The sequence below is a fragment of the Nonomuraea sp. NPDC050022 genome (genome assembly GCF_044460705.1).
In the GTDB taxonomy this organism is placed as follows: Bacteria; Actinomycetota; Actinomycetes; order Streptosporangiales; family Streptosporangiaceae; genus Nonomuraea.
The window spans coordinates 366,502-380,699 of sequence record NZ_JBITKE010000003.1 but is presented as its reverse complement, the minus strand read 5'-3'; the positions used below and the strand labels follow the sequence as shown (position 1 = coordinate 380,699).

At 68.1% G+C, this 14,198-nt stretch carries 10 protein-coding genes; 6 read left to right on the top strand and 4 right to left on the bottom strand.

Annotated features, from left to right (window positions below; all coding sequences use genetic code 11):
• Positions 1-215: 215 nt before the first annotated feature.
• On the bottom strand, positions 216-1,904 hold the full coding sequence (locus ACIBO2_RS13160; RefSeq protein ID WP_397297066.1) for a hypothetical protein: 1,689 nt from the start codon (positions 1,902-1,904) through the stop codon (positions 216-218).
• A 673-nt stretch (positions 1,905-2,577) separates the two neighbouring features.
• Positions 2,578-2,937: a hypothetical protein gene (locus ACIBO2_RS13155; RefSeq protein WP_397297064.1), complete on the bottom strand. Its 360-nt coding sequence runs from the start codon at positions 2,935-2,937 to the stop codon at positions 2,578-2,580.
• Between the two features lie 389 nt (positions 2,938-3,326).
• Here ACIBO2_RS13155 and ACIBO2_RS13150 point away from each other — a divergent pair, with 389 nt between their 5' ends.
• Complete coding sequence (locus tag ACIBO2_RS13150) at positions 3,327-5,873, top strand: M4 family metallopeptidase (RefSeq protein WP_397297062.1); 2,547 nt, start codon at positions 3,327-3,329, stop codon at positions 5,871-5,873.
• A 63-nt stretch (positions 5,874-5,936) separates the two neighbouring features.
• Here the strand turns inward: ACIBO2_RS13150 and ACIBO2_RS13145 are convergent, their stop codons facing one another.
• Complete coding sequence (locus ACIBO2_RS13145; protein ID WP_358544482.1) at positions 5,937-8,858, bottom strand: AAA family ATPase; 2,922 nt, start codon at positions 8,856-8,858, stop codon at positions 5,937-5,939.
• 489 nt (positions 8,859-9,347) lie between these two features.
• Here ACIBO2_RS13145 and ACIBO2_RS13140 point away from each other — a divergent pair, with 489 nt between their 5' ends.
• The 3 genes from ACIBO2_RS13140 (at position 9,348) to ACIBO2_RS13130 (ending at position 11,410) form a co-directional block, all read left to right on the top strand.
• On the top strand, positions 9,348-9,845 hold the full coding sequence (locus tag ACIBO2_RS13140; protein WP_358544483.1) for a hypothetical protein: 498 nt from the start codon (positions 9,348-9,350) through the stop codon (positions 9,843-9,845).
• A 109-nt stretch (positions 9,846-9,954) separates the two neighbouring features.
• Complete coding sequence (locus ACIBO2_RS13135) at positions 9,955-10,545, top strand: hypothetical protein (RefSeq protein WP_358544484.1); 591 nt, start codon at positions 9,955-9,957, stop codon at positions 10,543-10,545.
• 163 nt (positions 10,546-10,708) lie between these two features.
• The gene (locus ACIBO2_RS13130) at positions 10,709-11,410 is read left to right on the top strand and encodes a hypothetical protein (RefSeq protein ID WP_358544485.1); all 702 of its coding nucleotides are present in this window, start codon (positions 10,709-10,711) and stop codon (positions 11,408-11,410) included.
• 350 nt (positions 11,411-11,760) lie between these two features.
• Here ACIBO2_RS13130 and ACIBO2_RS13125 read toward each other — a convergent pair whose 3' ends face one another.
• Positions 11,761-12,357, bottom strand: coding sequence for a TetR family transcriptional regulator (locus ACIBO2_RS13125; protein ID WP_358544486.1), 597 nt, complete (start codon positions 12,355-12,357; stop codon positions 11,761-11,763).
• 61 nt (positions 12,358-12,418) lie between these two features.
• Between ACIBO2_RS13125 and ACIBO2_RS13120 the strand changes: the two genes are divergently transcribed.
• Positions 12,419-13,321 (top strand): alpha/beta fold hydrolase, encoded by a 903-nt coding sequence (locus ACIBO2_RS13120; protein ID WP_358544487.1) that lies wholly within the window; start codon positions 12,419-12,421, stop codon positions 13,319-13,321.
• Positions 13,318-14,172, top strand: coding sequence for a patatin-like phospholipase family protein (locus ACIBO2_RS13115; protein WP_358544488.1), 855 nt, complete (start codon positions 13,318-13,320; stop codon positions 14,170-14,172). Before ACIBO2_RS13120 ends, ACIBO2_RS13115 begins: the two co-directional genes overlap by 4 nt.
• Positions 14,173-14,198: the final 26 nt, after the last annotated feature.

Below are 14,198 nucleotides of genomic sequence, written 5' to 3'. Positions count from 1 at the left end.
GTTACCGTACGAGGTGTTCAGCTAGGGCTGGTGAGGTACGCGTGGGCAGGCGCCCTATAAATCCGGCCACGGCTTATTCCGACTCGTAGCTAACGAGATGCTCACTGCATCCATTTATGCGGTTGGCCGAGTTTTCGCCACTTTAGCCGTTAAGTTTCAGTTGCTAGCCGAGGGCAGACTTCTTGCTGAGTCGCCGCTCCAAGTAACTTCCAACGCTACTGGTCAGCGAGTGCATCTGCTAAGGCGCTGAGCCGAAGTGCGGTTGTAGCAGGTTTCTCGGCGGCACGATAACGGTCGCCTTCCTTGGTCACCGCGCGAACGAGGGGAGAGGCCAAAAAGTCCAGCGACCTCTTTATCTGGGCCATGTCTGGCTGTACGGTCATATCGTTACGAAGGGTGATGTAGATAACCTCTATGGGCAACGCGCCGCTGAATACCAAGTCAACATTGGTAGCCTCGTCGTGGAGAACTTTTAGGATCCGCGCGAGAAGATGCGTTTCGCTTGAGGCGCGATCCCACGCCTCTTGAAGGAGTTCCTGCGCGTTGCCGGTGAAGAGAACAGCTATTTCCTTTGGTGCGAGTGGGGTATGGACTTGCCGGCGGACGGCTTCTGCGAGCAGGTGGACATCTACTAAAGCGACCCCGCGCTCTTCAGCACGACCGATGACCCGTGCCTCGAACCTTGGAGCCACGACAGCAATGGCATCCGCTTGATGGAGTTTTTTATGCTCCATCAAGGTATCAAAGTCAATGTTGCGCTCGGTGATGACTCCAGCGCCGGAAGATTTGGCATCCAGTATCAGGCGTGTGGCTGCCTTTTCCCCGAAACCGATCCTTACGATTACGTCAGTCCTACCCGGACGTCCGTCATGCTCCGCGTGAAGGCCAAGTATCTCTATGGCCTTGGTTATAGCCCGCTCGAACCGCACCGGATGATCGGAATCTACGGAGGCCTCAATAAGTTCGTCGGCGACGCTCTCGACCGAAGAACGAGTGCTGTTGCCTTCCTCTGTGGGTACAGCCTGCACTGAATCCGAAGACTCGTTGGCCTGAAGCTTCGGCAGGGAGTCACGGAAGGCGACACCTAGCGGTGTGGCACGGTATCGAGCGTTGCCTAGGTCTTCAATCAGTTGGCAGTCCCGCAGTAGGTGCAGGCGGTTTCTCATCTCGTTGAGATTGACTCGCGAGCCCTCATAGAAGCTTTCGGCGTATCCTACAAGCTTGGGGGCATTGTCAGCGTACTGTAATGAGTCGAGGACTTCGCCGAAGTAGAATATCCTGGAGTGGATCAGTCGTGCGAGCTCTAGATCGTCTTCTGATTCCAGCCAATGTTTGGCCACCTCTGTTGTCGCGAACTTGTCTCTTCCGATCTGCTCTAGAATTCCTAGCCCTTTAAGTGTCGATATCGCTCCATCGCCGGACCTTGTATTAAAGTCCTCCTCGCACATGGCATGGAAGTCGGCCCGCTCAATGTCTGGTACGGCTGCAGTCGCGAGTATTCTGATACTGCGAACTACATTGCCGTCGCCTCGGGGGATGAATCCTACAACTGGCTTACGGTCATTTAAAGCCGTATCGTCTAGGCTGCTCAGAGCTCGCCTAAGTTCCTCTGATGGTTCTGAAAGACATACGCTGTCTTTTTGTCCTGAGTGAAGCGAATCTGATGAGTGCGGCTCATGGACTCTCACGGCGGAGAGGACTTCGCGCCCTGCTGGCGTTATGGCCAGTTTATAATCGAAGCGTAACTCAATTAGGCCTGCTGCGCGTAGCCAGTTAGTCCTACGCCTAAGCTGATCAAGGCTAGACCAGCTCATATTATACGCCTCGTTCGCGACCTCTAGCAATGATTCGTGAGAGAGCTCGTCTTTCGCCACCTCGGCGAGGATTTCAACGATAAGTCGCACATGGGCGTGAAAGACTGTAATGAGATATTCGTCATCACCTGACCGCAGCCAGTGGCGCGCAAATTCGGTGAGCCTTATAGCTTGCCCTTCGCGTCTCAGGAGGCCACACGTACCGAAGTGACGGACGGCATCACGCACCGTAGTTTCCGCGTTTTCGGTTGGCCAGGCGATCCGGCTTTCAAATGCTGGATGCACCTCTAACTGCTCTAAGAGACGGCGGAGCGTCGCAAGAGACTCCTCCCATCCGCCCGGCATAGCAGGCAGCGAACCCGTCCGTGTCCGCCATGGAAGAAGAAGTGGGGGCGATGGGGTGTCTTGCAACATAGTCTGAGCGTAGAGCGTGCGGCCGACAATCTAGAGCACGAATGGGCGAGCGGTGAAGGCACCGACCGCAGTGTGAGCTCGTTGGCGGTGGTTGCTGCGGTTACCGCGTGCCGGGGGTCATGCGGTTAGCTGCCCCTCAAGCACGGCTGACCACCTGCGTTCCGCAGATGTGTAGCGAGAAAAGCACACAGATCTGTGGTCTGAGCTGGGGAAATGCTTGCGGGCGCGCTGACGCGGCGTGTCACTAGGCGTGAGTGTTGTGGGTCAGACGTCTGCGGCGGGGATGTCTTCGACGATCTTCTTCGGGGTCGGGATGTCGAGTTTCGCAGGATGTCGCGCTGAGGCTTGGTCAGCTCGGCGCGCTGACGGAAAGTGCCCGTTGGGCCGTCGGAGGTGGAGACGTCAGGAGGTCGAACTCGGTGCGGATGCGGTTCCAGGTGGTGGCGGTGCTGGTCTCGATGATGCGGATTAGTAGCAGCGCCAGGCAGCACAAGATGACGTGCGCGCGGATGCGTTCCTCGAGCCGGTGATAGGCCGGGCGCAGGTTGATGACCTGCTTCATGTCGCGCCAGCCCCGCTCGACCTCCAGCAATTGCTTGTATCCGACGGCGATGTCCTCGGCCGGCAGCTTGGGGTCCGAACAGCGCAGCAGGTACTTGCCGTCCAAGTTCGTCTCGGGCTTGACCTTCGCGGCGTCGATGCGCAGCAAGCCGTTAGGGAGAGCCCGTGTGCATTCCCATGAGCCCTGCGGCCATGGCGGCCGCTGTGGACTCGCTCAACGTGGTGGCCGCAGCCGCGATCGCCTGCCGCGGCCTCATGCGGAGCGGCGCCCGGCTCTAGGGTCCGCCCCTCTCGGACGCTCTGACCAGGGCGGACCGAAAGATCGGTATGGCTACCGATGAACATACGTATTGGCACGCCTGATCGCAGCGCTTAGCGTCTGGCGGCAGCAAGGTCAACGGTTCGTCCGCTCAACCCGCTCCCTCACCCACCCCCCTTTCCCGGTCGGTTCCGCGGCCCAGGCGATCCCTGAGGCGGCGTGGTCGGCGTGCGCGCGCACGCCGCGGCGTCCGGGAAACGCCGAAAGGAGCACCACGCGTGAAACGCACTGCCTTAGCCGCCGCGGCCGTGGGAATCGCCACTGCCGCGTCGATGGCTCTCGCCGTCCCCACCGCGTACGCCGCCCCACCCGGAGCCGGCAAGCCGGACTCCGGCGCGCAGACACGAGCGGCGGCCGACCCGGCCTCCCTCGCGGCGGCGGTCGCCGACAAGGCCGTCTCCAGCGGGCTCGACAAGCTGGCCAGGGGATCTGACGAGGCGTACAGCCGCGTGTCGGTCACCCGCGGCACCAGCGACATGTACTTCGTCGGCTACGAGCGCACCTACAAGGGGCTGCCGGTGGTCGGCGGGGACGCGGTCGTCGTCACCGACTCGGCGGGGCACGTCCGCGACACCGTCGCGGCCGGGCCGAGCGCCCAGGACGTGCGGACCACGGCCACGATCAGCGCGGAGCGGGCCACCGAGGTGGCGAAGACCCGGCTCTCGCGCGTCGACGACTCCGCCGCCCCGCGCCTGGTGGTGCTCACCTGGAGCGGCACACCCACGCTGAGCTGGGAGGCCGTCGTCAGCGGCCTGGTCAAGGGCCGGCCGAGCATCCAGCACGTGTTCGTGGACGCCCGCACCGGCAAGATCGCCGACTCCTACGACCTCGTACGTGAGGGCAGCGGCAACGGCTACTACTACGGCCAGGTCACCATCAACACGAGCGGTTCCGGCAGCTCGTACTCGATGACCGACACGACCAGGCCCGGCATCCAGTGCGGCGGGCAGGGCGGCACCGCCTACACCGGCACCGACGACGCGTGGGGCAACGGCAGCGGCACCAACCTGGAGACCGGCTGCGTCGACGCGCTCTACTCCGTCCAGCGCGAGTGGGACATGCTGCGTGACTGGCTCGGCCGCAACGGCATCAACGGCAGCGGCAGGGGCTTCCCCGCCCGCGTCGGCCTGGCCGACGTCAACGCTTACTGGAACGGCAGCTACACCAACTTCGGCCACAGCCAGGACAACGCCCGGCAGGCCACCAACATCGACGTGGTGGCGCACGAGTTCGGGCACGCCATCTTCCAGACCACGCCCGGCGGGGCCGGTTCCGGAAACGAGAACGGCGGCATCAACGAGGGCACCGGTGACATCTTCGGCGCCCTGACCGAGCACTACGCCAACAACCCCAACGACCCGCCGGACTACCTGGTCGGCGAAGAGGTGGACCTCGTCGGCGACGGGCCGATCCGCAACATGTACAACCCGAGCGCGCTCGGCGACCCGAACTGCTACTCCTCCTCGATCCCCAGCACCGAGGTGCACGCGGCGGCCGGTCCGCTGAACCACTGGTTCTACCTGCTGGCCGAGGGCAACAACCCCGGCGGCGGCAAGCCGTCCAGCCCGATCTGCTCCGGTGGTCCGTCATCGGTGACCGGCGTCGGCGTGCAGAAGGCCGGCCAGATCTACCTGGGCGCCCTGAACCGCAAGACCTCCAGCTGGCGCTACACCAACGCCCGCGCGGCCTCCGTCGCGGCGGCGATCGAGCTGTTCGGCGCCAACAGCGCCGAGTGCAACACCACCAAGGCGGCGTGGAGCGCGGTGAGCGTGGCGGCGGCGTCGGGCGAGCCCGCCTGCGGCACCCCCGGCAACGACTTCTCGCTCTCGCTCAACCCGTCGACCGGTAGCGCGCAGCCCGGCCAGCAGGTGACCACCACGGTCAACACGCAGACCACATCCGGCAGCGCCCAGACGGTCACCCTGACCGCGTCCGGACAGCCCACCGGTGTCACGGCGAGCTTCAGCCCGTCGTCGGTCACCTCCGGCAACTCCTCGACGCTGACCCTGTCCGTCGGCTCCTCGGTAGCGCAGGGCTCCTACCCGATCACCGTCACCGGTGCGGGTTCGGCCACGCACACCGCCGTCTACACCCTCCAGGTCGGCACCGCGACCCGCGACTTCTCGATGTCGGCCAACCCGACGTCCGGCACGGTGCAGGCCGGCTCCGCGGCCACGACCACCATCGGCACCACCACGACGGCGGGCACCGCGCAGACCGTGAACCTGGCCGCGACCAGCGGTCTTCCCACGGGCGCCACGGCCGCCTTCAACCCGGCCTCGGTGACCTCGGGCGGCTCGTCCACCCTGACGATCTCGACCGCGCCGACCACGCCCGCCGGCTCGTACACGGTGACCGTGACCGGCACCGGCGTGACGGCGACGCACACCACGACCTACGCGCTCACGGTGCAGAGCACCTCGGGCGGCAGGACGTTCACCAACGGCACCGACTACACCATCAACGACTTCAGCACCATACAGAGCCCGATCACCTCCACGGCGACGGGTACGGCGGTCTCGCCGGTCAAGCTGTCGGTCACCATCGCGCACACCTGCGCGGAGGATCTCGAGATCCGGCTCCGCGGGCCGAACGGCACGTGGTACTCGGTCGACAGTTCCGGCGGCACCAGCTGCACCTCGTACGGCACCAGGACGTACTCGGTCCCGGTGAGCCAGCAGGCGGCGGGCACCTGGGTGCTCGAAGTCTCCGACGACTACTTCCTTGACACCGGGCGCCTGGACACCTGGAGCATCACTCTCTGACACCCGACACCCTCTGACACACGACACCGAAGCCCTGGCCGGTCATCCGGCCAGGGCTTCGGCTCATGGAGGGAGAGCCACTTCGTTACGCGTGCGGACGCCGAGTTTCTGCAGCACCCGCGCCACATGGGTGTCGACCGTGCGGCGCGACAGGAACAGCACCTCGGCGATCTCCCTGTTGGTCCGGCCGAGCACGACCAGCCTGGCCACCTCGCTCTCCCTGGGCGAAAGCACCCCGCCGGCCGGCTTCCGACCCCGGCGCGGCCGGCCGCCCGCGCCGATCTCCCGCAGCAGATGGCGGCAGCGTGCCGCGTCGTGGGTGGCGCCGAGCGCGGTGTAGCGCTCGTCCGCGTGAGTGAGGATCTCCGCGGCGGCCGCCCGGTCGCCGAGCGCGAGCCGCGCGCCCGCCTCGGCCTCCGCCGCCCGAGCCGCCCCGTACGGCCTGGGCATCGCCTCGTAGGCGGCCCGCGCCCGGCCGTAGTAGCGGGCGGCCTCCTCGAACCGGCCGCCCGCTCCGGCCAGCGCGCCGCGCGCCGACTCCAGCGCCGCCTCGGCCGCCGGCGCGGTCGTGCCCGCGACGCCCGCCGCGAACTCGGCCACCAGCTCGGCGGCCTGGGCGCGGTGCTCGGCCCTGAGCAGCGCGGTGACGGCCGCCGGCACCACCTGTTCGCCCCACACCCACACGCCCTTGCGCCGCAGCCTGCTCACCGCGCTGTCGGCCGCCGACAGCGCGTCCTCCACCGAGTCGCGGGTCAGGTGCAGCTCGACCAGCCCGCCGGAGGCGGCCGCCGCGACCGGGAGGAAGGCCGAGTCCGGCTCACGCGGGCCGGCCGCCTCCAGGTGCTCGCCGGCCTCCTGCCACTCGCCCCTGGCCAGCGCCAGCATGCCCAGGACCAGCCGGGCGTCCACGCTGAGCAACGGCGTCTCGGGGGTCATCTCGACCGCCGCGAGCGCCCGCTCCCGCAGGCCGTCCCAGTGTCCGGTCAGCCAGTCGAGCTTGATCGACGACACCTCCACCAGGTAGGCGGGGTACAGGGCGCCGGTCTCCCCCGCGATCCGCCTGCCCTCGCGCGCGAACCGGCCGGCCGGGCCGTAGTGGCCGAGCGCGGTCGCCGCGTCACACAGGTTGGAGTAGCCGCGCGCGGCCTGCCTGCGTATCGCCGCCGACGGATCGCTCACGGGCAGCGTGTCGGCCAGCTCGAAGGCGTCGGGCGCGCCCACGAGCATGGCGAAGGTGACCTTGTTGACGTACACGGTCGCCGTCAGCTCGGGGTCCTCGTCGGCGACGGCGACGAGGAGGCTCTCGGCCTGGTCCATCCACTTCTTGTGGGTGGCGATCGGCTCGCCGCCCCAGGCGGGCATCGCCAGCAGGGCCAGTCCTCTGGCGGCGATGCCGGGCCGGCCGGTCAGGTCGGGGAGCGCGGCGAGGACCTCCTGGCGTCCCGCCGCGATGTCGCCCGCCTGGTTGGCCAGCAGTACGCCCAGGTTCAGCCTGGCCTCGCCGCGGACGTCCCCGGTCAGGAAGTCGTCCGACAGCATGCGGCGGAGCATCCGTACGGCGCGCCGATGGGAGAGCCCGATCGTCGCGAGCCGGCTGAGCTGGAGGGCCAGCGGGCCGCGGGCCTCGCGCGGCAGTTTGGGGTCGGCCAGCATGCCCTCCAGCAGCTCGACCACGAGCGGGACGTCGCCCAGCGCCGCCGCCTGGTCCGCGGCGGCGACGCCGTGCCTGCGCCACGCCTCGTACTCGCCCGCGCGCCTGGCGTGGTAGGCCAGTTGTACGAGCGGCGGGGGGTCCAGCGCGGCCAGTGCCGCCATGGCCCGTCTGTGGGTGAGCTGCCTGTCGGGGCCGGGGATCGCGTCGTAGACGGCCTGCTGGGCGAGGGCGTGGCGGAAGCCGTACTGGCCGTCGGGGTGCTCCAGCAGGACGCCGGCCTTGAGCGCCTCGCGCAGGGCGGCCCCGGCGGGCGCGATCGTCGGTTCTTCGGCGGTGCCTGAGACGGCGCTGCTTGAGATGGCGCTGCTTGAGATGGGGGTGCTTGAGACGGCGGCTATCAGCGGTTCGTCGGCGGGGAGCTTGAGCACGGCGGCGGCGTGCACCGCGCGCAGCGCGGGCGGCGACAGGTCCGCGAGCCGCTCCGCCATCGCCTCGCGGAGCAGCAGCGGCACCGCGACGCGGTCGAGCGCCTCCGGCTCCTCCACGCCGCCGGGGAACTGGCCGTCGCCGTCGAGCAGCGAGCGGACGACCTCCTCGATGAGGAACGGTACGCCGGCGGTCCGTTCGCGCAGCCTGGCGGCGAAGCAGGCCGTCACCTGGGGGCGGCCGAGCAGCGTGCTGGTCAGGGTCCTGACGGCCTCGACGTCCAGCGGCTTGAGCGAGATCACCACACTGTTGGCGCCCGGCGGATGCCGGTAGGCGTGGCCCAGCGGCAGTCCGGTCACGGGCAGGTCCTCCCGCCGGAAGGTCACCACCAGCGCCAGGCCCTCGGGCGGTTGCTGGGTGAGGAACCGCAGCAGGTCCCGGGTGCCATCGTCGGCCCAGTGCAGGTCCTCCACCACCAGGACGACCGGCGCCGCGGCGTCCAGCAGCGCGTGGACCGCGCGGAACAGGCGGTGCCGATCGGCTCGCGGGTCGTCGACCGGCGGGAGCGAGGGCGGCAGGTGCCCGGCCAACTCGGGGAGGTAGCCGCGCAGTGCCCCGGTCACCGGGTTGAGCGCCTCGGTCCCGGGCAGGGCGGCGGCGACGTGGCGCAGCGCGTCGAACACCGGGCCGTACGGGAAGGGCTCCCTGAGCTGGTGGCAGTGGCCGAGCAGCACGGTGCGCCCGCCGTCGCGCAGGACGTCGATGGCCGCCCGCGCCAGCCGAGTCTTGCCGATCCCCGCCTCGCCCTCCACCAAGGCCACGGCGGGCGGTCGGGTGATCGCGCCGAGGAGTGCTCGCAACGGCGCTTCGCGTCCGACCATCGCGGGACTGGCGACACTCGTCATCGGCGTCTCCGAGGGTCCGGGTTTGGTGCCCGTGCCGGAATACCGTTATCTACTACCAGTCATCTACGGTCAACCCTCGCTTTACTGACATATCATCCTTTAACGCTATAAAGCGGACGGGTTGGCGGGCACCGACGCTCGGCTCGGACGGCACGCTGAGGAGGCTGGGCGGGTCCCGATGAGCCGGGCCGCTGATCGCTCTGTCGGCCGAACCGCGCCGAAGCGGCGATCCAAGGATGTGTCCCAAGCTTCGGCCGCTGTCCCGGGCCGTTCGGGTGGCCGATAAAGGGCGCCAGGCGATCTCAGCGACATAGAGTGCTTGATGGCTGCATTTCTCTTCCGCGCAATGCTTCATCATTCAGCGCCAACTCGAATTATAGCGCCAGGCGTGATGTCGTGGCCACCCCCAAGTCTGGGTATGGGGGCTCGGTCGAATCCCTCCTAACTTTAAGGAGTCAGGAGCTCGTCACCCTAAAAAGGGGAACAGAAATGCGCGGTAAAGTCACCACCAGGCGCGGGATGCGCAGGCTCGGCAGTGCCCTCATCGCCACGGGACTGTTGTCGGCCGGCCTGATCGCATCCGCGGCCGGAGCGAGTGCGAGCGCCGCCTCCGCTCGCTCGTTCATCAGCTTCGAGGTCTTCCTGAGCAACAACACAGGTTGCGACCTGGTACTCGTCACGGCACGGCTCGACCACGGCGAGTGGAGCCGGCGGCCGCCGGGCCGGATCAAGTCAGGCAGGCTCGTCAGCTGGGAATCCGAGTCGAACGGGGTCGGCACTGGAACCGAAGGAGAGGCCGACTACATCACCGAGAACTGCGATCCCTCGAGCAACAACACCAAGAGGATCCATGCGCACTGGGACAACCCGTTCTCTGGTGGCAATTCCGGCGACGCCGCCGGAACGGATCCCGCCTTCCGTACCAATGTCGTGATCGGCGGCGGTAACCACGCGGGCGGGCAGTTCACCTACTTCCTGCCGGAGTAATCCAGCCCGGCCGCTGAAGTACCAGCGGACTCACCGAGCGGTGGGCGCGGGGTTCCCGCGCCCACCGCCTGCCACCGATGAGCCCACCACCGATGAGCTGGAGAGAGTCATGACCAGGAAGACGCTCGGCCGCGGGGTTCTCGCCGCCTGTTTCTCGGCGTTGACGATGACGGTGGGCCTGCCGGCTGTGGCCGTCGCGACCTCGACGACGGTCGTGGGGCCGGCGGGTGCCGTGACGACGGCCGTACAGTCGGCGGGCATCTCGACAACGGCCATACGGTCGGCGGGCGCCGCGACGGCGGTCCTAGAGTTGGCGGGCACCGCGATAGGGCGCGTGTCCGTCGAAGTCAAGCTGGCGAACGATCGGTCGAGCCTCTGCGACCTCAAACTCATGCGGATTCGTCTCGACCACGGCCTGTGGGTGTCCACTCCTCCCGACCTGATTCCGAAGGGTGTCACCGGAGTATGGCAATCCGAATCCAGCGATATTTTCGTGGGGACGGATGGGTCTGCCGAATACCTGACCCGCGACTGCCTGGACGGACGCCTGAACTCACGAAATGTGCGCGTTAACTGGTTCACCTCGTTCCTCGCCGCCACTTCCTATGACGCCGACGGCACCGATCCGGCCTTCCGGGTCGATATCAACGGCGATTCAGAAGAGCACGCGACCGTGCGGTTCACGCTGCGGACGGCATAGCTTCAGATCGGCAAGTTATTCGAAAACGATGGTCAAGATACGCCCTTGACGGCTTCCTGAGCCGAAGTTACTTTGTGCGCATGATCAAGAGGAAAAAACGGAAGCGTACGTTATGAGAGGGCCGTTCCGCAGTTGGCGGCACGTGCTCACCACCCTCTTACTCGTGGCGGCGACCCTGGCCATAGGCCAGGGCGCCGCGTACGCCGACTACCCCGGCAAGCTGTGCGACGAGGCGGCGCAGGACGACATCGTCACTGTCAGCGGCGAGACCTGGGAATGCGCCTACGACGGGGACATCGACGACTACATCTGGAAGCCCACGTTCGAGGAGTTGGGACCGCCCGACTACTGGATCTTCAGCTACGGCTGGGCCACGTCCACCACGGGCGGCTATGAGCACGGCACCCGGTCACGGGTGGAGTTCCTGCCGGATGGCGTTCACACCGGGGCCGACGGCTTCTCCTATCGCGACGGCAGCCGGTGGCGCACCACGCAGGTCAGTGAGAGCCTCCTCTACTACTGGGACGGTGGCGCCTGGGCGCAGTGCGGCGGCACCGGGCAGGTGTCGGGCTCGTCCTCCTTCACCTTCGCCCCGACCTGGGGCTGGGGCGGTGCCTGCGGCGAGGACCGCTACTACGCGACAACCGCCTGGTCGTGGCAGTGGACCGGCTCGGCGTGGAACGGCTCCTCGGCCTGGTCGGGCTTCCTCTGGGCGCCGTGCCGGGGCTGCCTGGCGGCGACGGACCCGCCACCGCCACCTACGGGACGGCCCGCGGCCGACCCGCCCGCACCGCCGATCGGGCCACCTGGCCGCCTGAAGCTGCGCCCATCGACGGGCACGACCCCGAAATCGATCCGGATGTGAGACCCGCTATGCAGAACGCCGCCACCCGGCGGGTGGCGGCGACCTCTTGGGCGAACCGGGCTCTGGCCTTCGCCCTTTCCATCCGGTCGAGCCTGAGCGGCTTGCCGGCCGCCCCGGGCGCCGTCCTTTTCGAAGACCTCGCAGACGGCTTCCTGTCCGCCGGAGCCGAGCCGTCCGCAGAGCCGGTGATCGCCCACCTGCCGGTCAGCTCCTCGGGCGAATGGTGCTTGAACCATCGAGCCCCCCGCTTTCGATGGAGGAAGCCACCACGCGCGCCTCGGGCCGCAGGTGGGATCCAGCGTAGATCGGGTGACGAGCCGGGCACCCCAGGGCCCGGCCAGGGGATAACCCTAGGACGGATCTTCGGGACGGTCCTTCGGGCACAGGCGGTCGAGCTGGTGGCGGAGCGCCGCCAGCGCGTCGTCGGCCGAGCGCTGGCCCGCCAGCACGCCAGAGCTCAGCCCGGCCGACATGGCGAGCAGCGCGACCGCCTCCAACCGGGGTTCGGCGACGCCGGCCTTGCCGAGCTGCGTGGCGATGAACTCCTCCATCGCGTCGGGCGCCGTCAGGAACGGCAGGGCGGCCAGCGCCGGGTCCGTCATGGCGAGCACCGCGTAGGAGGTGTAGATCAGGTGGAACGTCCGGCTCTGCGCATCTGTCGGCAGCGCCTCCACCAGAACGGCCTCGACCACCTCGCGCGGAGTGGGGCTGATGGCCGCGAAGCGCTCCTTGAGCCGGTCGGCCATCCGGGCGACCAGTTGCTCCAGGGCGAAGGCCATCAGCTGCTCCTTGGTCGCGAAGTAGTGCTGCACGAGGTGCAGTGAGACCCCGGCCTCCGCGGCGACCGCACGCATCGTGGCCGCGTGCAACCCTCCTGTCCCGGCCACCCGAAGGAGGGCGTCCGCGATCTCACGCCGACGCTGCTCGCGGTCATCCTTGCGGGCCATCTCGGAACTCCTTCTAGACTTGGTACGACTGTACCCGATACGGTTGTACCAGGAGGCGTGAATGGCCGAAGGTGGTAGCCGCGGGCAGGTAGGCCGGTTCATCGACGCGGGGATCAGGGACGCGTTCCTGATCGCATACGAGGAAGCGATGGCCCTGTGGCCCGCCGAACGAGAACCTCTCGACGTGGAGACCCGGTTCGGCGCCGTCCGGGTCTACCGCCACGGCACCGGCTCCGGCGCGCCGATCGTCCTGCTCCACGGTCACGGGGCCAACGCCTCCACCTGGTACGGCCTGGTCGCGCGGCTCGGCGTACGGCATCCGGTCTACGCGATCGACATCATCGACGATCCGGGGGGCAGCGTGCAGCGGGTCCCGATCACGGGGGCTCGCGACGGCGCCGCGTGCCTTGAGGAGGTATTGGCCGGGCTCGGGCTGGAGCGGGTCCATCTGGTCGGGCAGTCGTACGGGGGCTGGCTGGCGCTCGGCCCGGCCGTGTACGGGTCGAGCAGGACGGGCGCGCTCACCCTGCTCGACCCGGGTGGCCTGGAGAAGGTGCCGCTTCGGTTCTTCCTCGCGCTGGTCGCGGCGCTGTTCGCGATGCGGGCGCCGAGATCCTGGAAGCCATGGCTGGCCCGGTTGCTGGCCGACCACGCGCTCGTCGAACGAGCCGAGATCATGGCTCCGGTCCTGCTCGGCGTCCGTGGCTTCCGCCCGCATCGCAGCCCCGCGGGGCCGTACACCGACGAGGAACTGCGGCGGATCACCGTGCCCACGCAGCTCATCCTGGGAGGTCGCAGCAGGCTGCTACGGCCGCGCCGCGCGCTCGCGCGGGCCCGGCGGCTGATCGCCACGCTCCGTCATGCGGAGATCGTGCCGGGTGTCGGGCACGGCGTGCCACAGGAGGTTCCCGAGCTGGTCGTCGAACGGATTCTGCGGTTTCACGGACGGGAGGGATCGCGTTGACGAGTAGAGCACTGGTTCTCGGCGGCGGCGCCGTCGTCGGGATCGCCTGGGAGGTGGGGGTCCTGGCGGGCCTCGCCGCCAAGGGCGTCGACCTGCGTGACGCCGATCTCGTTGTCGGTACGTCGGGCGGGTCTCTCGTCGGCGCGCAACTCGCCGGCGGGATGGGTGTCGAGGACATGTACGGCAGGCAGATCGCCCCTCCGGCGGGCGAGCCGATCCCGAAGGTGTCACCGTTCGGGGTGTTCCGCCTGGTGTGGCAGCTGAGCAGGGCCAAGAACGCCAAGGACTTCGGCGCCCGGATGGGCCGCATCGCGCTGGCGGCCAGGACCGGGTCTGAAGAGGAACGCCGGTCGCAGATCGCCAGGTGGCTCGGCGACGTGCCCGACTGGCCGCGGACCCGGTTGGTGATCACCGCAGTCGACGCCGAGTCGGGAGAGCCCGTCGACTTCGACGGGGGCAGCGGCGTGGACCTCGTATCGGCCGTCTCGGCGAGCACCGCGGCTCCGGGTGTGCGGCCTCCCGCGACCATCGGCGGGCACCGCTACATCGACGGCGGGTTGCGTTCGGCGGCCAACGTCGACCTGGCCACGGGGTACGACCGGGTCGTGGTCATCGCGCCGATGACCCGGGGCGGCGGTCGCGTCATGAAAGGCGTGACGGAGCAGATCGCCGGACTTGGCCGGCGGTCGCGCGTCACGTTGGTCGAGCCCGATCCGAAGACCTGGCGCTCGATCATCGGCCGCTCGGTCGGCAATCTGCTGGATCCGGCGCGTCGCGCCCCGGCCGCCCGGGCCGGCCGGGAGCGGGGCGTCGAGCTCGCCGCCGAGGTCGCGGCGGTGTGGAACGACTGACCGTCCGGCGTGGCGAGCCCGGTTGA